General features: G+C 68.0%; 18 protein-coding genes. 13 read left to right on the forward strand and 5 right to left on the reverse strand.

The window, feature by feature from the left end:
• Positions 1 to 126 precede the first annotated feature (126 nt).
• The 4 genes from sigE to tatB all read left to right on the forward strand — a co-directional run bounded on the left by sigE (position 127) and on the right by tatB (position 3,540).
• Positions 127 to 720, forward strand: a complete 594-nt coding sequence (sigE, locus tag SACMADRAFT_RS04625; protein WP_009152623.1) for an RNA polymerase sigma factor SigE — start codon at positions 127 to 129, stop codon at positions 718 to 720.
• Entirely contained in the window at positions 717 to 1,421 is a 705-nt protein-coding gene (locus SACMADRAFT_RS04630) for a hypothetical protein (RefSeq protein WP_009152624.1), read from the forward strand. The genes sigE and SACMADRAFT_RS04630 overlap by 4 nt, the downstream gene beginning before the upstream one ends.
• A gap of 87 nt (positions 1,422 to 1,508) precedes the next feature.
• Entirely contained in the window at positions 1,509 to 3,035 is a 1,527-nt protein-coding gene (locus tag SACMADRAFT_RS04635; protein ID WP_009152625.1) for a S1C family serine protease, read from the forward strand.
• Positions 3,036 to 3,081: 46 nt separating this feature from the next.
• On the forward strand, positions 3,082 to 3,540 hold the full coding sequence (gene tatB / locus SACMADRAFT_RS04640; RefSeq protein ID WP_009152626.1) for a Sec-independent protein translocase protein TatB: 459 nt from the start codon (positions 3,082 to 3,084) through the stop codon (positions 3,538 to 3,540).
• Between the two features lie 266 nt (positions 3,541 to 3,806).
• Here tatB and SACMADRAFT_RS04645 read toward each other — a convergent pair whose 3' ends face one another.
• From SACMADRAFT_RS04645 to SACMADRAFT_RS04655, 3 genes are read right to left on the reverse strand one after another with little or no spacing between them, the layout of a single operon-like run.
• The gene (locus tag SACMADRAFT_RS04645; protein WP_009152627.1) at positions 3,807 to 4,952 is read right to left on the reverse strand and encodes an Mrp/NBP35 family ATP-binding protein; all 1,146 of its coding nucleotides are present in this window, start codon (positions 4,950 to 4,952) and stop codon (positions 3,807 to 3,809) included.
• Positions 4,949 to 5,479 (reverse strand): DUF1003 domain-containing protein, encoded by a 531-nt coding sequence (locus SACMADRAFT_RS04650; protein WP_009152628.1) that lies wholly within the window; start codon positions 5,477 to 5,479, stop codon positions 4,949 to 4,951. Before SACMADRAFT_RS04650 ends, SACMADRAFT_RS04645 begins: the two co-directional genes overlap by 4 nt.
• A gap of 34 nt (positions 5,480 to 5,513) precedes the next feature.
• On the reverse strand, positions 5,514 to 6,785 hold the full coding sequence (locus SACMADRAFT_RS04655) for a magnesium transporter MgtE N-terminal domain-containing protein (protein ID WP_040925546.1): 1,272 nt from the start codon (positions 6,783 to 6,785) through the stop codon (positions 5,514 to 5,516).
• 190 nt (positions 6,786 to 6,975) lie between these two features.
• Here SACMADRAFT_RS04655 and SACMADRAFT_RS04660 point away from each other — a divergent pair, with 190 nt between their 5' ends.
• The 9 genes from SACMADRAFT_RS04660 to SACMADRAFT_RS04700 all read left to right on the forward strand — a co-directional run bounded on the left by SACMADRAFT_RS04660 (position 6,976) and on the right by SACMADRAFT_RS04700 (position 15,905).
• Positions 6,976 to 7,797 (forward strand): slipin family protein, encoded by an 822-nt coding sequence (locus tag SACMADRAFT_RS04660; RefSeq protein ID WP_009152630.1) that lies wholly within the window; start codon positions 6,976 to 6,978, stop codon positions 7,795 to 7,797.
• A gap of 53 nt (positions 7,798 to 7,850) precedes the next feature.
• A complete protein-coding gene (locus SACMADRAFT_RS04665; RefSeq protein ID WP_009152631.1) occupies positions 7,851 to 9,047 on the forward strand; it encodes an acyl-CoA dehydrogenase family protein in 1,197 nt (398 codons plus the stop codon).
• Between the two features lie 130 nt (positions 9,048 to 9,177).
• On the forward strand, positions 9,178 to 9,702 hold the full coding sequence (locus SACMADRAFT_RS04670; RefSeq protein ID WP_009152632.1) for a general stress protein: 525 nt from the start codon (positions 9,178 to 9,180) through the stop codon (positions 9,700 to 9,702).
• Positions 9,703 to 9,863: 161 nt separating this feature from the next.
• Complete coding sequence (locus tag SACMADRAFT_RS04675; protein ID WP_040926096.1) at positions 9,864 to 11,183, forward strand: ABC transporter substrate-binding protein; 1,320 nt, start codon at positions 9,864 to 9,866, stop codon at positions 11,181 to 11,183.
• On the forward strand, positions 11,180 to 12,124 hold the full coding sequence (locus tag SACMADRAFT_RS04680) for a carbohydrate ABC transporter permease (protein WP_009152634.1): 945 nt from the start codon (positions 11,180 to 11,182) through the stop codon (positions 12,122 to 12,124). The genes SACMADRAFT_RS04675 and SACMADRAFT_RS04680 overlap by 4 nt, the downstream gene beginning before the upstream one ends.
• A complete protein-coding gene (locus tag SACMADRAFT_RS04685) occupies positions 12,124 to 12,972 on the forward strand; it encodes a carbohydrate ABC transporter permease (protein WP_009152635.1) in 849 nt (282 codons plus the stop codon). The genes SACMADRAFT_RS04680 and SACMADRAFT_RS04685 overlap by 1 nt, the downstream gene beginning before the upstream one ends.
• Before the next feature lie 5 nt (positions 12,973 to 12,977).
• Entirely contained in the window at positions 12,978 to 14,159 is a 1,182-nt protein-coding gene (locus tag SACMADRAFT_RS04690; protein WP_009152636.1) for an ABC transporter ATP-binding protein, read from the forward strand.
• A gap of 133 nt (positions 14,160 to 14,292) precedes the next feature.
• Positions 14,293 to 15,033: a DUF998 domain-containing protein gene (locus SACMADRAFT_RS04695; RefSeq protein ID WP_009152637.1), complete on the forward strand. Its 741-nt coding sequence runs from the start codon at positions 14,293 to 14,295 to the stop codon at positions 15,031 to 15,033.
• Positions 15,030 to 15,905 (forward strand): hypothetical protein, encoded by an 876-nt coding sequence (locus SACMADRAFT_RS04700; protein ID WP_009152638.1) that lies wholly within the window; start codon positions 15,030 to 15,032, stop codon positions 15,903 to 15,905. Before SACMADRAFT_RS04695 ends, SACMADRAFT_RS04700 begins: the two co-directional genes overlap by 4 nt.
• On the opposite strand, the gene SACMADRAFT_RS04705 is transcribed toward SACMADRAFT_RS04700, so the two are convergent.
• Together SACMADRAFT_RS04705 and corA are read right to left on the reverse strand one after the other, a co-directional pair.
• Positions 15,885 to 16,727 carry a ParB N-terminal domain-containing protein gene (locus tag SACMADRAFT_RS04705; RefSeq protein WP_009152639.1) on the reverse strand — a complete coding sequence of 281 codons (843 nt, stop codon included), beginning with the start codon at positions 16,725 to 16,727 and terminating at the stop codon, positions 15,885 to 15,887. The genes SACMADRAFT_RS04700 and SACMADRAFT_RS04705 overlap by 21 nt on opposite strands.
• A gap of 247 nt (positions 16,728 to 16,974) precedes the next feature.
• Positions 16,975 to 18,063: a magnesium/cobalt transporter CorA gene (gene corA, locus SACMADRAFT_RS04715; protein ID WP_009152641.1), complete on the reverse strand. Its 1,089-nt coding sequence runs from the start codon at positions 18,061 to 18,063 to the stop codon at positions 16,975 to 16,977.
• Between the last annotated feature and the right edge of the window lie 97 nt (positions 18,064 to 18,160).

Below are 18,160 nucleotides of genomic sequence, written 5' to 3' on the forward strand. Positions count from 1 at the left end.
TTGTTCTCAGTCTGCTCTCAGGCTGGTCTCACTAGAACCATAGGCACAGGGGTGAGACTGAAGGCTCCCGAACGGGAACACCCGGCACATCCGCTGCGTTGGCGGAGTAGAAGAGGGGACAGGCCGATGGAGGTGCCTCCGCTGCCGTACGACAGCACGCAGACAGCGACGTTGCCGGTGGAAGGCGAGCTCGGTTGGACGCCACCGTCCTGGGACGAGGTCGTTCGCGAGCACGCCGATCGGGTGTACCGGCTGGCCTACCGGCTCACCGGTAACACCCACGACGCCGAGGACATCACCCAGGAGACCTTCATCCGGGTGTTCCGCTCGCTCGCGTCGTACAAGCCAGGGACCTTCGAGGGCTGGCTGCACCGCATCACCACCAACCTGTTCCTCGACATGGCGCGCCGCCGTGCCCGGGTGCGGATGGAGGGACTGCCCGAGGACACCGACCGCATCGTCGGCGACGACCCGAGCCCCGAACAGGTTTACTCCGACACCCATCTGGACCCGGATCTGCAGGCGGCTCTGGACGAGCTTCCGCCCGAGTTCAGGGCGGCTGTCGTGCTCTGCGACGTGGAAGGGCTTTCCTACGAGGAGATCGGAGCGACGCTCGGCGTTAAACTCGGCACCGTACGCAGCCGCATTCACCGTGGCCGCCAGGCGCTGAAGGCTTCACTCGAGCGTCGCCGCGCGCTGACCCAGGAGGCACAGGTATGAGCGAACACCGGGGATGGGGGCTCCCCGAGTCGCACCTGTTACCGGACGCCGTGGTCGCGTTCGTGGACAAGGAGTTGTCACTCGGCGCTCACGAGCGCGCCGCGACCCACATCGCCCGCTGCGCGGTCTGCGCCGCAGAAGTGGCCGCTCAACGCGCGGCCAGCAGCGCCGTCCGTAGAGCAGGTTCCCCGGCGATCTCGGCCGGGTTCCTCGCGAGCTTGCGCTCGATCCCCCAGCGTACGGAGATCCCCACGGCGCCGGACAGCCTCGCCATCTCCGTGGACGGCCAGTTGGTGGCGGTGCAGCGGCCGGAACGCGTCGCGGGACTGCGGGACGGGTTCGCCCCCGGCGGACTCGGTGACTCGGCCCCGCTGGGAACCTCGCCGAACGTGCTCGGCAGCGGCGAACGGCTCGGCGCGGCACGCCGCCGCGCCGCACAGGGCGCGGGCGTCGTGGTTTCCGGCCTCGTGCTGAGTGCGCTGGCACTGGTCGCTACCTCCAGCGTGGGTGCTCCAGGCGGCGGTACCGCTGAGGTCGGCCGTGACCGGCCAGGCATGCCATCGACCGACGTGCTGGGTGCCCAGTTGCGCGCGAACGCGCCCGCGGCCACCCCTACCACGGCGGTGTCCGCGAGCACGACGACGGCCGCCACCACTACGGCGGCCAAGGCGCCTGCCGCTCCGGTGTTCGGCCCACGCTGACTTCACCGAGCCGACGGCAATATCGAGGTTCTAGGCTTGGCGTATGGTCGCGCCGAGTGATCGCTTGAGCCGTCTAGCCGGGGAAGAATGAACGAGCCACCCAACGCGCACCAGGAGGAGCCGGGCGAGCGGGAGCAGCGGCTACAGCCGCGCCCTGTCGCACGTCCGCCGGTCGATCCCGCGCAGGCCGCCGCGTTCGGCAGACCCCGTGGCGTGGCCGGGTCGTTCGACAGGCTCTACGTTGGCGACACCAGTAGCCGAAACGGTGGCAGGCCGTCGCAGACCGCTCCGCCGGAGTCGCTGGTCGAGGCCTTCGGCAGGCCACAGGACGCTGCCGACGTCGTGTTGCAGCGCCCCCCGGACGACAACGGCTCGGTGCAGCGCGAGGACACCGACGACCCGTTGTGGTCCTCGGCGAGCGATCCGTGGCGCGATCCCGGCGCGCCTGCCGTGCTCGGCGGGCCCGCACTGCGGGATGACGATGACGTCGACGACGAGGAGCGGCCTCGCGGGCCGCTGTTGAGCCTGCCGGAGGTGTTGTTCGGCCGCAGGGTCAAGCCCACCGCCCTGGCGCTGCTCGGTGTCGTGGCACTGCTGGTTGGCGCCGCTGGTGGGCTGGTCGGTTGGGCGGTGGCCAGCGCGGGCGACTCACTCACCGGTGAGCTGAACGTCGCCGAGGCGCAGGCGGGCAAGGAACGTCCGGCGGGCTCCGTGGCCGATGTCGCGGGCCGGGTGGCGCCTGCCGTCGTGTCGATCGAGGTGGAGTCGGGCCAGACCGGTGGCGTCGGCTCCGGCGTGGTCATCGACAAGCAGGGGTACGTGCTCACCAACAACCACGTTGTGTCGGCGGCACGGCGCGACGAGCAGGCCAAGATCATGACGGTGTTCATCGACGGCACCCGCGCGCCCGCGCAGGTGGTGGGCACCGATCCCAAGACCGACCTCGCCGTGCTGAAGGTCGACGTGGCCAACCCTGTCGTCATCGAGATCGGCAGGTCGGCCGACCTCGCGCCCGGCGACTCGGTGATCGCGGTCGGCTCGCCGTTCGGCCTGGCGAACACGGTCACCGAGGGAATCGTCAGTGCCCTCAACCGCCCCGTCACCGCCCCGGGCGAGAACGGCGAGCCAGCCGTGACCTACGACGCGATCCAGACCGATGCGGCAATCAACCCCGGCAACTCCGGTGGCGCGCTCGTCGACTCCACGGGAGCGCTCGTCGGCATCAACTCGATGATCCGCACCGTCGGCAGCGCGGGCGAGGGCGGCAGCATCGGCCTCGGGTTCGCGATCCCGATCGACCAGGCGATCAAGATCAGCGAGGCGCTGGTGCGTGACGGCGCGGTCAAGCACGCCGAACTGGGGGTGAACGCGGCCTCCGTCTCGGCCAACACCTCGCAGGGTGCGCAGGTCCGCAACGTCGTGCAGGGCGGCCCGGCGGCGAAGGCGGGCATCACCGAGGGCGACGTGATCACCAAGGTCGGTGACCGGCAGGTGCGCAACGCGGCCGAACTCACCGTGGCGGTTCGCCAGCACGAGATCGGCCAGGTTGTTCCGATCCGGCTCGTCCGCCAGGGCAGACCCCTTACGGTCGACGTCACCTTGGGTTCAGACTGACGGGGTAGGCTGATCCGATCCGGGGTGCGAGGCGGAGGTTTGGCAGGTGTTCGACAGCATCGGCTGGGGCGAGATCCTGGTCCTGATCATCGCGGGCCTGTTCATTCTCGGTCCGGAGCGGCTGCCCGAGGCGGCGGCATGGCTCGGCAGGAACGTGCGGAAGATGCGGGATTTCGCCACCGGAGCGCGCCAGCAGTTGCGCGACGAGATGGGCCCGGAGTTCGACGAGTTCCGCAAGCCGATCGAGGACCTTCGTACGCTGCGTAGCTTCGACCCCAAGCGGGCGGTGACCCAGCACCTGTTCGACGGTGACTCCGATCCGCTCGGCCTCAACTCGTTCAATGGCAATGGCGCTGGCAACGGCGCCGGCACTGGCAACGGCAGCGCCACGACCGGGCCCGCCAACGGGAGCGCCAAGCCCAACGGTCACCCCGCCGTCGGGCAGCCGCAGTCGCAACCACTGCAGCCGGGCGAGAAGCCACCGGTCGACCCCGACGCCACCTGACCAACCCCGCGAGTCCCCCGCTCCTGCCCGCGAATTCCCCGCTCCTGCCCGCGAATTCCCGCTCCTGCCCGCGAGTTCTGCGTTCCGGTGCCGGGCTGCTCGCATGCCACGCCGGGCGGGCAGCGCAGGCTCGGACGGGCACCCGCGCTGCGCGAACCTGTTCCTATAGGCCTCAACGGCTCCTGCCGCACCCGCACCGCAGAACTCGCAGGCGAGAGTGCAGGACTCGCGGGCGAGAGTGCAGGACTCGCGTGGGGTCGGGTCGGTCAGCGGCCCGTCGGGGTCACGTTCAGCATCATCCCGGCCAGGCCGCGAGCGCGTACCGAAAGCTTGTCGGCGGCGTCGCGCAGCACCTTGCTCGCGGGCGCGTCGGGCTCGGTGAGCACCAACGGGGTACCGGCGTCGCCCTGCTCGCGCAACCGCGGGTCGAGTGGTACCTGGCCCAGTAGCGGAACCTCCGCACCGACCGACTTCGAAAGCGACTCCGCGACGGTCTGCCCACCGCCGGAGCCGAAGATCTCCATGCGGGAGCCGTCGGGTGCCTCGAACCACGACATGTTCTCGATCACACCTGCTACGCGCTGGCGGGTTTGCAGCGCGATAGCCCCCGCTCGCTCCGCGACCTCGGCCGCGGCCTGCTGCGGTGTGGTGACCACGAGGATCTCGGCGTTGGGCACCAGCTGGGCCACCGAGATGGCGATGTCGCCGGTGCCCGGCGGCAGGTCGAGCAGCAGGATGTCCAGGTCGCCCCAAAAGACGTCGGCGAGGAACTGCTGCAGTGCGCGGTGCAGCATCGGGCCGCGCCACACCACCGGGCTGTTGCCAGGGGTGAACATGCCGATCGAGATGACCTTCACACCGTGCGCCTGCGGCGGCATGATCATCTTTTCGACCTTGGTGGGCTTCTCGTCGGCTCCCAGCATGCGCGGCACCGAGTGCCCGTAGATGTCGGCGTCGACCACCCCGACCGAAAGGCCGCGCTCGGCCATGGCGACGGCGAGGTTGACGGTCACGCTGGACTTGCCCACGCCACCCTTGCCGGAGGCCACGCAGTACACCCTGGTCAGCGAGCCGGGCTGGGCGAACGGGATGACCGGTTCCTCCGCGTCGCCGCGCAAGCGTTTGCGCAGCTCGGTGCGCTGCTCCTCGCTCATCACGTCCAGCTCGACGTGCACGTCGGTCACGCCGGGCAGTTCCTTGACGGCCGCGGTGGTGTCGCGGGTGATGGTCTCCTTCAGCGGGCAGCCTGCCACCGTCAGATAGATGGCGACGGTCACTGCGCCGTCCTCGCCGACCGCGATGTCCTTGACCATGCCGAGCTCGGTGATCGGCTTGTGGATCTCGGGGTCCTTGACCTTGTTCAGCGCGCCGCGTACGTCGTCGACGCTGGGGGTCTGTTGCGTGGTGGTCACTGCTCGGACACCGACCTTCTGTCGCTGGCGGTTGCGGTTGCAGTACTCATGCTACGTGCCACCTGCTGGAGATCCTCTCGCAACTTCTCCAGCTCGACGCGCAGATAGTCCCTCGTGACCACCTCGCCGACCGCCAGCCGCAGTCCTGCCAGTTCGCGGGCGAGGTACTCGGTGTCCGCCTTGGTTTGCGCGGCCCGCATCCGGTCCTCCTCCAGCGAGACCCGGTCGCGGTCGTCCTGCCTGTTCTGCGCCAGCAGGATGAGCGGGGCCGCGTAGGCCGCCTGCGTGGAGAACGCCAGGTTGAGCAGGATGAACGGGTACGGGTCCCAGCGCAGGGACGCGGCGGAGAGGTTGAGCGCGATCCAGGCGATCACCACCAACGTCTGCCAGAACAGGTACTTGCCGGTGCCGACGAACCTCGCAAGCCGTTCGGCCGACCGGCCGACCATCTCCGGGTCCACACGGAAGGCGAGCCGTCTCGGCTGGCGTGGTTGGTCCAACCGCCCGCGGGCCAGCAGTTCCGGCATGGTTCATCCTCCTCCGATGCGACGCCCCGGGGCGTCAACCTGTGCCCATGTCGTACAGCCCGGTCTCCCGCCAGCCCTCGGGCAACAGATGATCGAGCACGTCGTCTACCGTCACGGCGCCCACGAGGTGCTCGTCGGCGTCCACGACCGGCGCGCACGCCAGGTTGTAGGCGGCGAAATACCGGGTCACCTCGGTCAGTGACGCCGAAGGGCTGAGGGTGGGCAGATCGGTGTCGGCCGCGGCCGCGACCAGCTCCGCGGGCGGTTCCCTGAGCAGCCGCTGGAAGTGCACACAGCCGATGTATCGGCCGGTCGGGGTGGCGCTCGGCGGGCGACACACGAAAACCATGCTGGCCAGCGGCGTGGTGAGGTCGGGGTTGCGGATGTGGGCCAGCGCTTCCGCCACCGTCGCGTCCGGTGTCAGCACCACCGGTTCGGAGGTCATCAACCCGCCCGCGGTGTCCGAGGAGTACTCCAGCAGCCGCTTCACCGGTTCGGACTCCTCCGGTTGCATCAGGCCCAGCAGCCTGCCCTGATCATCGGGAGCCAGTTCGGAGAGCAGGTCAGCGGCGTCGTCGGGATCCATCGCCTCGAGCACGTCGGCGGCACGCTCGTCGGCGAGGTAGGCGACCAACTCGCGCTGGTCGTCCTCGGGCAGTTCCTCCAGCACGTCGGCCAGCCGCTCGTCGTCCATCGCGTCCACCACCTCGTGCCTGCGTTTCATCGGCAGATCACGCAGGGTGGCGGCGACGTCGACGGCTCGCATGGTGTCGAACAGCATCAGCAACTGTGCGGCGCCCTGCGGCTGGCCGGTGAGATCGGTCAGTCCGAGCCCGGAGATCTCGTTCCACGCCACCACCCGCATCGACGAGCGTCGCCTGGTCAGCCCGATCCCGCCACGTTCCCTGATCGCCAGCTTGCTGAGGACCCAGTCCCGGGTGCGAGTGGGTTCCATGGCGGCGTCCACGACCGTGACCCTGGTCCCGTCCGACCGCAGCGTCGCCCTCGCGTCGAACAGTTGCCCGAGTACCAGCACCTCGTTGGGTCGCTGGTGGAACCGGCGCATGTTGACCGAACCTGTGGCAAGCGTGACCGCGTTCGGCTCTATGGAGGTCACCCGCAGCATCGGCACGAACACCCTGCGCCGGGTCGCCAGCTCCACGACCAGCCCGAGCACGCGAGGGGGCAGCTGGTCCAGCCGCAGGCCGGCGACGATGTCGCGGATCTTGCCGATCGACTCACCGTCGGGGCCGAACACCGGCAGTCTCGCCAGCTGAGCCGCGAAAACCCGGTTGACGGCCGCCATGGGGCCCAGACTAGGCAAGCAGGGTCCGCCTCGCCCGCCGACGAGCTTCAGGTCACGGGCGCGGTGAACGGCAGTGCGCACCGAAGCGACGCCGCCGTGCACAGGTCACGGCGTGGTTTCGACCGCCATGCGGCCGGTCGCCCCGGGGGTAGCATCGACGGACAGGCCTTTCCCTTGCCGGGAGTTCGCCATGCTGATCGAGATCTTGATCGCGGTGGCCGCCGTCGGAGTCGCCGGGCTGGCGGCGAGCGTGCGAGTTGTCAAGCAGTACGAGCGCGGCTTGGTGTTCCGGTTCGGCCGGGTACACCGCGCACCGCGTGAACCGGGGCTTTCCATGATCCTTCCGGGCATCGACCGGATGCGGAAGGTGAACATGCAGATCGTGACGCTGCCGGTTCCCGCTCAGGACGGAATCACCAAGGACAACGTCACCGTCCGTGTCGACGCGGTGGTGTACTTCAAGGTGATCGACCCCGTGCAGGCCATCGTCGGTGTCGAGAACTACCGGTTCGCCATGCTGCAGGTGGCACAGGCCAGCCTGCGCCGCATCATCGGCGAGAGCGTGCTGGACGAGTTGCTCTCCAACAGGGAGCGACTCAACGAGGGGTTGGAGCTGATGATCGACAGCCCCGCGTTGGGCTGGGGTATCCACATCGACCGTGTCGAGATCAAGGACGTGGCGCTGCCTGAGTCGATGAAGCGGGCGATGTCGCGGCAGGCGGAGGCAGAGCGGGAGCGGCGCGGCAGGGTGATCGCCGCCGACGGCGAGTTGCAGGCGTCGGAGAAGCTGTCGCAGGCGGCGGCCCGGATGGCCGACACCCCCTCGGCGCTGCAACTACGGCTGCTCGAGACCGTCGTCGAGGTGGCGGCGGAGAAGAACTCCACGCTCGTGCTGCCGTTCCCGGTCGAACTGCTGCGCTTCCTCGACCGGGCCAACCAGACCGAGGCCGAGCGTGGCGCTGCCCACCCGGACTCCGCGGACACCACCTCTTCGGGCCATACTCATCGGTAACCCAGCGCCGGAACTTCAGCCAACGCCGGCGTCGAGCCACGAAGGGGAGAACCATGGCCCGTCTTGCGCAGACTGCTGGTTTGTCTGATGTGCAGGTGGAGATTTTGTCGACGGTGCGTTCGTTTGTGGACAGGGAGATTATTCCGTGTGCGCAGGAGTTGGAGCGGGGGGATGTGTATCCGGCGGAGATTGTGGCGGGGATGCGGGAGTTGGGGTTGTTCGGGTTGACGATTCCGGAGGAGTTTGGGGGGTTGGGGGAGTCGTTGTTGACGTATGCGTTGGTGGTGGAGGAGATCGCGCGGGGGTGGATGAGTGTGTCGGGGGTGATCAACACTCATTTCATTGTGGCGCACATGGTGGGTCGGTACGGCACGGAGCAGCAGCGGGCGCGGTTGTTGCCGAGGATGGCGTCGGGTGAGGTGCGGGGTGCGTTTTCGATGTCGGAGCCGGATTTGGGGTCGGATGTGGCGGCGATCAGGACGCGGGCTCGGCGGGAGGGGGATGAGTATGTGGTGGATGGGTCGAAGATGTGGTTGACGAATGGGGGGACGTCGAATTTGGTGGCGGTGTTGGTGCGGACGGAGGAGGGCGCGGAGAAGCCGCATGAGAATTTGACGACGTTGTTGGTGGAGAAGCCGGAGGGGTTTGGTGAGGTGGCGCCGGGGCTGACGATTCCGGGGAAGATCGAGAAGATGGGGTACAAGGGGGTGGATACCACGGAGGCGGTGTTCGACGGGTTTCGGGTGGGGGTGGATGCGGTGTTGGGGGGTGTGCCGGGTCGGGGGTTTGGGCACATGATGGATGGGATTGAGGTGGGGCGGGTGAATGTGGCGGCGCGGGCGTGTGGGATCGCGGTGCGGGCGTTTGAGTTGGCGGTGGAGTATGCGCAGCAGCGGCGGACGTTCGGTAGGCCGATCGCGCAGCATCAGGCGATTGCGTTCAAGTTGGCGGAGATGGCGACGAAGGTGGAGGCGGCGCATTTGATGATGGTGAATGCGGCGCGGTTGAAGGATGCGGGGGCGCGTAACGATGTGGAGGCGGGGATGGCGAAGTTGATCGCCAGTGAGTACTGCGCGGAGGTGACCCAGGAGGCGTTTCGTATCCATGGTGGCTATGGCTATTCCAAGGAGTACGAGATCGAACGCCTGATGCGGGAGGCGCCGTTCCTGCTCATCGGGGAGGGCACCAGCGAGATCCAGAAGACCATCATCAGCCGGGGACTCCTGCGCGAGTACAAACTCCGAGACTGACCACCGGCGGCCCTGTCACGGGCGAGTCGCGCCTCGCCGGGTTCGTGTGGTTACGTCCGTGTTGGCAGGATGCGATGATGGGTACCCGCGCCCATGAGCGGCACAGGGCGCATCGGACAGGGCACAGGTGATGATCGTGACCACTCCATTCTCGGGACGCCAGGCGCCCGGCCTCCCGCGGCTGCCGACGCCGCCGTCCGGCTGGCCGATCGGTTCCTACGACACCTACGAGGAGGCTCAACGAGCCGTCGACTACCTCGCCGACAACGACTTCGCCGTGCAGGACGTGACCATCGTCGGCGTCGACCTGATGCTCGTCGAGCGCGTCATCGGCAGGCTTTCCTGGGGGAAGGTACTGGGCACCGGCGCGCTGTCGGGTGCGTGGTTCGGCCTCTTCGTCGGGTTGCTGCTGGGCATGTTCGCCAGCCCGGAGGGCATGTCGTACTCACCCGTGCTTGTCGGCCTCATCGCAGGTGTCTTCTTCGGTGCCGTTTTCGCCGCGCTGAGCTACGCCTCCACACGGGGCCGCAGGGACTTCTCCTCGTCCAGCCAACTCGTGGCCGGGCGCTACGACGTGCTGTGCCAACCACGCAACGCCGAAGAGGGCCGGAACCTGCTCGCCAAGCTCGCCATGGGTTCTGCGGGAGCAAGCTAGCCTCCCTCGGCTGAATCGGTCATGCCGACCGGTTGCGCCGCCGTGATCAACAGGAATAAGTTTCACGGCGCCAATCACGGACGTGTATGCGTCCGTGCGCTCTGAATCTCGTGCACGACGGGGTGCACCACCTCGCCGTCGCGCGGTGGGAGGGAGACCTGATGGGGAAGGTCCGAGCGCGGCGGGGGCGATCGCCCAGTCGCGCCGCAGCACTACTCGGGGCGTCGGTCGTGGGGGCGGGAGCACTCACGGCCTGCGGCTCGGAGGGTGGCAAGCAGATCAACGTCTACTACGCGCCTGAGGACAACTTCCAGACGGTGGTGGACAGCTGCAACGAACAGGCGGACGGTCGCTACCGGATCGTCTACAACAAGCTGCCCCGTGATGCTGACGGGCAGCGCGAACAGATGGTCCGCAGGCTGGCGGCCGAGGACGAGACGATGGACGTCCTTGGTCTGGACGTCACCTGGGTCCCGGAGTTCGCCGAGGCGGGCTGGATCGAGGAATGGACGGGGGCGAACAAGGCCGAGGCCGAGCGCGATGTCCTTGCCGGTCCACTTGAGACCGCCATCTGGGACGGCAAGCTCTATGCCGCGCCGAAGAACACCAACGTGCGGTTGCTCTGGTACGACGACCGCATCACGCCGCAGCCGCCCCGAACCTGGGACGAGATGATCGACATGTCGCGGCAACTCAAGGCGGACGGCAAGCCACACCAGATTCTGTTCACCGGAGCCCAGTACGAGGGGCTCGTCGTCACGTACAACTCGATCGTCGAGTCGGCGGGGGGCCGCATCCTCTCCGAGGACGGCCAGTCGGTGGTGCTCGACCACGGTGCGGTGCAGGCGCTGGAGATTCTGCTCCAGGTCACCTCTTCCGGACTCACCGACCCCTCGCTCACCAACCAGCAGGAAGACGAGGTGCGGCTGGCCTTCCAGCAGGGAAACGGTGCGTTCCAGTTGAACTGGCCGTTCGTCTACGCCGCTTACGCGTCCGAGAAGCCGGACGAGTTGCGTCACTTCAAGTGGGCGCCCTATCCGGGCGTGGGCTCGCCCGACTCAGGCCGCACCACCATCGGCGGTTACAACCTCGCGGTGAGTTCGGCCTCGACACACAAGCCGGAGGCGTTCGAGGCGGCGTTGTGCCTGCGCAGTGCCGAGAACCAGAAGTTCTCCGCGTTGAAGGACGGCGTGCCGCCGACCATCGAGTCCGTCTACGACGATCCGACGCCACTCGATCCGAGCGAGCCCGCCGATCCGGAGAACAACCCGAGCATGGCGACCGAGTACCCGATGAAGGACACGATCCGCGATGAGCTGAAGGACGCCGCCGTGCGCCCGTTGACTCCGGCCTACCAGAACCTGTCCACGGTGATGGCCAAGGTGCTGTCACCGCCGTCGGCCATCGATCCGCAGCGCACGGCCGAGAGGCTGCGCCAGGAGCTCACCGACGCGCTCGACTCGAAGGGCGTGATCCCATGAGCGACACACTGACCAAGGCGCCGGCCCGACCCGAGGAGCAGCGGCCCAAAGCGGTGCTGAGCGAGGGCAAGCGGGCCGAGCGGCGGCTCGGCCTGCTGCTGATCGCACCGGCCGCGTTCGTGATGGTGGCGGTCACCGCCTACCCGATCGCCTACTCGATCTGGTTGTCACTGCAGCGCTACGACCTTCGCTTCCCCGGGGAACGCGAGTTCGTCGGGTTGGACAACTACGTCGCCGTGCTGTCCAACTCCTACTGGTGGACCGCGTTCGGCACCACGATGTTCCTCACGGTGGTGTCGGTGGCCATCGAACTGGTGCTCGGCATGACACTGGCACTGATCATGCACCGCACTCTCGTCGGGCGCGGGTTGGTGCGCACGGTGACGCTGGTGCCGTACGGGATCGTCACCGTCGTCGCGGCGTTCTCGTGGTTCTACGCCTGGACACCGGAGACCGGGTACCTCGCCAACGCGCTTGCGGGCGACGGCGCACCGCTCACGCAGCAGTGGCCGTCGTTGTGGATCATCATCCTGGCAGAAGTCTGGAAGACGACACCGTTCATGGCCCTGCTGCTCATGGCCGGTCTGGCGCTGGTGCCCGACGATCTGCTGAAGGCCGCCGCGATGGACGGGGCGAACGCGTGGCAGCGGTTCATCAGGGTGATGGTTCCGGTGATGAAGCCGGCGATCCTGGTGGCGCTGCTGTTCCGCACGCTGGACGCGTTCCGGATCTTCGACAACATCTTCGTGCTCACCGGCGGTTCGAACGACACCTCGTCGGTGTCCATGCAGACCTACAACAACCTGATCAAGGGGTTGAACCTCGGTATCGGCTCGACGATGGCGGTACTGATCTTCATCTCCGTGGCCATCATCGCGTTCATCTTCATCAAGGTGTTCGGCACCGCGGCACCCGGTAGCGACGAGGGAGGCAAACGCTGATGGCTGCGTCAGGTCTGGGTACGGTCACCACAGCCCGCAAGGCCAGGTGGACGCTGGTCGACATCATCGTCGTGGTCTACGCGCTGGTGCCGGTGTTGTGGATCGTCTCGCTTTCGCTCAAGACGAAGGAGACGCTCAGCGACGGCAACTTCATCCCGAGGGAGTGGACCTTCGACAACTACGCGGACATCTTCGCCACCAACGAGTTCGTCCGTCCACTGATCAACTCCATCGGCATCGCGCTCATCGCCACGCTGATCGCGGTGGTGCTCGCAATGATGGCCGCGTACGCGGTCGCCAGGCTCGACTTCCCCGGAAAGCGCGCGCTCATCGGCGTTTCGCTGCTGATCGCGATGTTCCCGCAGATCTCGTTGGTCACGCCGCTGTTCAACATCGAGCGGGAACTGGGGCTGTTCGACACCTGGCCGGGGCTGATCCTGCCCTACATCACGTTCGCGTTGCCGCTGGCGATCTACACGCTGTCGGCCTTCTTCCGCGAGATCCCGTGGGAGCTGGAGAAGGCGGCGAAGATGGACGGGGCCACGCCGGGGCAGGCGTTTTGGAAGGTCATCGCCCCGCTGGCCGCGCCGGGTGTGTTCACGACCGCGATCCTGGTGTTCATCTTCTGCTGGAACGACTTCCTGTTCGCCATCTCGCTGACGTCCACCGAGGCGTCGCGAACGGTGCCCGCGGCACTGTCGTTCTTCACCGGCACCTCGCAGTTCGAGGACCCGACGGGGACGATCTCCGCCGCCGCCGTTGTGATCACAATTCCCATCATCCTGTTCGTGTTGTTCTTCCAGCGCCGCATCGTCGCGGGGCTGACCTCCGGTGCGGTTAAGGGGTAAGACAAATGGCTGAGATCGTGCTCGACAAGGTGACCAAGCGCTACCCCGACGGGGCGCTCGCCGTGTCCGAGATGGACATCGAGATCGCCGACGGCGAGTTCGTCATCCTGGTCGGCCCCTCCGGTTGCGGGAAGTCGACCGCGCTGAACATGATCGCCGGGCTGGAGGACATCTCCTCCGGCGAGCTGCGAATCGACGGGCAGCGGGCGAACGAGAAGTCGCCCAAGGACCGCGACATCGCCATGGTGTTCCAGTCCTACGCGCTGTACCCGCACATGAGTGTCCGCGAGAACATGGCGTTCCCGTTGCGGCTGGCCAAGGTGGACGACGCCACCGTGCGAAGCAAGGTGGAGGAGGCCGCGAGCATCCTCGACCTGACCCAGCACCTGGACCGCAAGCCGTCCAACCTTTCCGGCGGACAGCGGCAGCGGGTCGCGATGGGCAGGGCGATCGTGCGAAACCCGAAGGCATTCCTCATGGACGAGCCACTGTCCAACCTGGATGCCAAGCTGCGTGGCCAGATGCGGACCTCGGTCTCCAAGCTGCAAAAGCAGCTCGGCACCACGACCGTCTACGTCACCCACGACCAGACCGAGGCGATGACCCTCGGCGACAGGGTCGTGGTGCTGCGCGGTGGGGTCGTGCAGCAGATCGGGTCCCCGCAGTTCCTCTACGAGCAACCGGCGAACCTGTTCGTGGCGGGGTTCATCGGCTCGCCGTCGATGAACTTCCTCCCCGCCACCCTGGAGGACGGCTCGCTGAAGAGCCCGCTGGGCACCGTCGCCCTCCCGGACAGGGTGCGGTCGCTGGCCGAGGCCGCGAACGCGCCCCGCGAAGTGATCGCCGGTATCCGGCCGGAGCACTTCGAGGACGCCGCACTGCTGGACGAAGCCCACAGGCGAACCGGGGCCACGTTCACCGCCACGGTGGACGTGCTCGAGTCGATGGGGTCGGAGAAGTTCGCGTACTTCACGGTCGAGTCGGAGCTGGCCACCACCGCAGAGCTGCGGGAACTGGCAGCCGACGCGGGCGCGACCGACGTGCCTGGCACCGGCTCGACCATCGTCACCAGGCTCTCCTCCGAGTCGCGAGCAAGGGAGAACGAGCAACTCGACGTGTGGTTCGACACCGAGAAGCTACAACTGTTCGACCCCTCCTCCGGTAAGAACCTCACCTACTCCGCCTGATGCGGGCGCGTCGCCCACCGGGCCGGTTGCCGCCCGGTGGGCGATGCCGCGCTTTCAGCGAACTCTAAGGCAACGCCCGCGAGAATCGCGTCGTCGGCGCTGGTGAGGAGCCTCATGGAGGGGAGGTTCGGCGGTGGGCGTTACGGAGGGGACGCGAGCCCGGCGGGGTGGTGCCTTCGCGGCGCTGGCCTGCGCACTCTCGGTGCTGTCGCTGCTCATCCTCGGTCGCTGCGTGCTGGCGATGACCTATCTCAACATCCGGTTCCACGACGAGGTGGACCCGCTTTCGCGGGCGGTGAGCTACTACGTCTTCGCCGAGCGAGCGGCCGAGGTGTTCGTCGCCACGCTGGTCGCCGTGGCCACCGCTACCCTCGCCATTCTCGCCGGGTTGGCGCAACTACGCGTCCGGCTGGGGCCGCGTGCGGTCGTACTGCTGATCGGCTGGAGTGCGGCGTTGCTGCTGTGCGCGGCATTCCCCACCGACGACTCGCCACGCATCGAAACCGGCAGTGGCTGGATCCACCAGTTCGCGGGCGCATCGCTGTTCGTGACCCTGCCGCTTGCCTGCCTCGCGGCGGCCACCTCGCTGCGCGAGCAGCACGGCTGGGCGGGCACCGCGCGGCTGTTGCGCCGACTCGCGATCGGCGCGGTGGTGCTGGCGTCGGCGTACCTCGTGGCGCGGCTGCCCGACCTGGTCGTGTGGTGGCAGTTCCCTGGCGTGCTCGACTTCCGTGCCGTCTCCGGGCTGGTGCAGCGCGGCCTGTTCGCGCTGGAACTGGCGATGTTGCTGGCTTTGGCGGTCAGGCTGCTGCGGGTGTCGTGGTCGGCCGCACGGCAAGCCAGCCGGCACCGCCCGCAGGCGGTGGCGCGATGATCGTCGCCGCCATCCTGCTGGCGACACTCGGGGCGGCGGGTGGCGCGGTCGGCGCGAAACTGCAGCACGACGGTGTTCGGCAGGAGACGGTGGACGGCGGGCTGCGGCTGGGCAAGCTCGGCAGGCTGGCTCGCAACCCGTACTGGCGGCGCGGTTTCTGCGTGCTGTTCGGGGCCGCGGTGCTGCAGATACTCGCGCTGACGTTCGCGCCCGTCTCGGTGGTGGCACCCGTCGTCGTGCTCGCCCTGCCGATGGTGGCGCTGCTCAACGCGGCCGAGCTGGACGTGCGCGGGTGGCTCGCTGTCGCGGCGACCACCGCCGCGATCGTGGTGTTCGTGGCGCGCACCGCCGGGGTGGTGGCCGAGCGCGACATCCCGCCCGCGTCGGTGCTGACGGCGGCCCGGTACGTCGGCCTCGCGGTGGCCGCTGCGGCGGTTGTCGCGGCACTGGGCCGCGGCACCGCTCGCTGCGTGTCGCTGGCGACAGCGGCGGGTGCCGCCTACGGGCTTGTCGTGGTGCTCGTCCGGGATGTGGCCTACAACGTGCGGGTGGACGGCCTGGACGCGCTGCCGCCCGCTTCGCTCGCCGGGCTCGTCGTGGCCTTTCTCGTCGGGTCCTGGTTCGTGCAACTCGGCTACGCCAGCGGCCCGCCGGACGTGGTGGTGGGTACACAGACGCTGGTGAACCCTGCGGTCGCCACGCTGATCGGGTTCTTGCTGCTCGACGAAGCGACGGCGCTGGGAACCGCTTTCGTCGCGACGTTGCTCGGCAGCGGCGCGGTCGCGTTCGCCGGCGTTGTGGTGCTGGCCAGACACCACCCGGACGCCGTGCGGCGGCGGGCAACGGGTGCCTCACTTCGCCGGGGCACGTAGCGCCTCGATCACCTCGTCGTCCCAGCGGTGGGTGCGCACCAGCCGGTAGCGCTCACCGGCCACCCACAGGTACGCCTCGGTCTCCGTGCGGTCGCCCACCAGGTCGGCCTGCGCAAGCATGCGCACCACCGGCAGGTACTCGTCCTCGTACCAGCGCGCGGCGACCGTCCGGCGGTCGAGCAGGCGCCCCTCGTCCTGCATGAGGCGAAACCCCCAAGCCTCCACGTGCTCGCCGAGCACGGCATAGTCCCAAGGATCCGACACGAGCACGGCGGCGGCCTGCCCGCTCAGCGGCACTCGCTCAAGGAACAGCCTGCGGTAGCCCTTGATGATCAAATCGCCCCGGTGGCGAATTCCGTCGGCGTCCAGCCGGGTCCTCACCTCGGTGACGTAGGCGTCGATGGTGGTCAACCCCAACGCGTGGGCCACCGAGACGCGGTGATGGCCGTCGATCACGAAGTGCAGGTCACCGACCCGGTACACCTCGATCGGCGGAATGCTCTCTCCGCGCCTGCTGGCCAGCGCCAACCGCTCCCAGCGCTGCCGCACCCGGGCCGACGTGGGGCGAAACCGCCGGTCGAAGTCCCGGCCGCGATCGACGCTGCCGACGACGGAGTCCAGTCGAACGACACACAGCCCGACGCGCCGTTCGCTCTCCCGGCCGAGCGCCTCCACCACCTCGTCGAAAGGCAGCGTGATATTGACGTCGTCGGGTTCGCGGCGCAACCAACTCGCCAGCCGGGACAGCACCTGCCGCCTGCGTGCGCGCAGGAAGTCGTGTTCGGCGTCGGTGCGCGGAAACCCGGTGTCGCGGGCGCTCACGCGGCCACTCCCGCCCGGCCGTGGTGAGTCAAGGTCAACACGCTGGGCACCCTGCCGCTATCGCGCGCCGAGCGCGTACTCCGGGTTCATCGCGATGACGGCGGTCACGACCACGATCCAGGCGAGCGTCGCGGTGAGGGCCCAGAACTTCAGGTTGGTCAGCATTCGTGACATGACGACACTCCTGTGCTGATCGAAGGTTCGCGAAACGACTTGGTTGCCGGCCTCGGGCGGCACCTCGGTGGTGCTAGAGCCAGCGGTTCTTGCGGAATATTCGGTACAGCGTCAGGCAGATCACGAGGATGACCGCGATGATCATCGGATAGCCGTATCTGGAGTGCAGCTCGGGCATGTAGTCGAAGTTCATGCCGTAGACCCCGGCGAGCGCGGTCGGCACCGCGATGATCGCGGCCCATGCCGTGATCTTGCGCATGTCGGAGTTCAACTGCAGCGTGATCTTGCCGAGCGTGGCGTCGACAAGGGTGGTGAGCAACTCGTCGAAAGCCGCTACCCGCTCGGCCACCGTGGTGACGTGGTCGTGCACGTTGCGGAAGTAGGAGCGCACCTCGTCGGGCACCAGCCGGGTGTAGCCCTCCGCCAGCCTGCGCAGTGGCGTGGCCAGTGGAGACACCGCGCGGCGCAACTCGAGGACCTCGCGTTTGAACAGGTAGATCTGCTCGGAACTGACTCGCGACCTCGGCGCGAACACCTCGGTCTCCATCTCGTCGATGTCGTCCTCGATGCGCTCGGTGACGTCGAGGAAGTGGTCGACCACGTGGTCGGCGATGGCGTGCAGCACCGACGCGGGGCCGGGGGCGAGCCGTTCGGGGTCGGCATCCAACTCCCTGCGCAGTTTCGCCAGCCCTGCGTGGTTGCCGTGCCGGACCGTGATGATGAAGTCGGTACCAAGGAAGGCCATGAGTTCGCCCGACTCGACGATCTCGTTGGCCGTGGTCGGCGACTCGTGCTCGACATAGCGAACCGTGCGAAACACCATGAAGAGCGTGTCGTCGTAGCGCTCCAGCTTCGGCCGCTGATGCGCGTGCACCGCGTCCTCGACGGCCAGCTCGTGCAGGCCGAACGTGTCGGCGACACCCTGGATCTGGTTGTCGTCCGGCTCGTGCAGGCCGATCCAGACGAAGCCCTCCTCACGCCGTCGGACTTCCTTGATCGCCTCGGTGTGTGTCCACTGTCCAGGCAGGCGTTGCCCACCGACGTAGACGCCGCAGTCCACGACGTAGTCGGACACCGGTGTGGTGACAGGCGGCCGCGCGGCGCGAGAGGCGCGCGTGGCGGCCCTGCCCCGCAGGTTGCCGAGGGAAGGAATCGCAGGCATGGGGATCTCCTGGCTGTGGCGTCGCTTGACACAGACGACGAGGCCAGGCGGAAGAAGTCCGCCCGGCACTGCCAGCGTCCCGGTGGGACCAGCCGAC

The sequence above is a fragment of the Saccharomonospora marina XMU15 genome (genome assembly GCF_000244955.1).
GTDB lineage: Bacteria > Actinomycetota > Actinomycetes > Mycobacteriales > Pseudonocardiaceae > Saccharomonospora_A > Saccharomonospora_A marina.

Coding starts and splice junctions, on each gene's coding strand:
- SACMADRAFT_RS04655 (WP_040925546.1), bottom strand. CDS start 6,785: ATGGCGGCCGTCAACCGGGTTTTCGCGGCTCAGCTGGCGAGACTGCCG.
- SACMADRAFT_RS04675 (WP_040926096.1), top strand. CDS start 9,864: ATGGGGAAGGTCCGAGCGCGGCGGGGGCGATCGCCCAGTCGCGCCGCA.
- SACMADRAFT_RS04670 (WP_009152632.1), top strand. CDS start 9,178: ATGATCGTGACCACTCCATTCTCGGGACGCCAGGCGCCCGGCCTCCCG.
- sigE (WP_009152623.1), top strand. CDS start 127: ATGGAGGTGCCTCCGCTGCCGTACGACAGCACGCAGACAGCGACGTTG.
- SACMADRAFT_RS04630 (WP_009152624.1), top strand. CDS start 717: ATGAGCGAACACCGGGGATGGGGGCTCCCCGAGTCGCACCTGTTACCG.
- SACMADRAFT_RS04680 (WP_009152634.1), top strand. CDS start 11,180: ATGAGCGACACACTGACCAAGGCGCCGGCCCGACCCGAGGAGCAGCGG.
- SACMADRAFT_RS04690 (WP_009152636.1), top strand. CDS start 12,978: ATGGCTGAGATCGTGCTCGACAAGGTGACCAAGCGCTACCCCGACGGG.
- SACMADRAFT_RS04665 (WP_009152631.1), top strand. CDS start 7,851: ATGGCCCGTCTTGCGCAGACTGCTGGTTTGTCTGATGTGCAGGTGGAG.
- SACMADRAFT_RS04635 (WP_009152625.1), top strand. CDS start 1,509: ATGAACGAGCCACCCAACGCGCACCAGGAGGAGCCGGGCGAGCGGGAG.
- SACMADRAFT_RS04700 (WP_009152638.1), top strand. CDS start 15,030: ATGATCGTCGCCGCCATCCTGCTGGCGACACTCGGGGCGGCGGGTGGC.
- SACMADRAFT_RS04650 (WP_009152628.1), bottom strand. CDS start 5,479: ATGCCGGAACTGCTGGCCCGCGGGCGGTTGGACCAACCACGCCAGCCG.
- SACMADRAFT_RS04685 (WP_009152635.1), top strand. CDS start 12,124: ATGGCTGCGTCAGGTCTGGGTACGGTCACCACAGCCCGCAAGGCCAGG.
- corA (WP_009152641.1), bottom strand. CDS start 18,063: ATGCCTGCGATTCCTTCCCTCGGCAACCTGCGGGGCAGGGCCGCCACG.
- SACMADRAFT_RS04660 (WP_009152630.1), top strand. CDS start 6,976: ATGCTGATCGAGATCTTGATCGCGGTGGCCGCCGTCGGAGTCGCCGGG.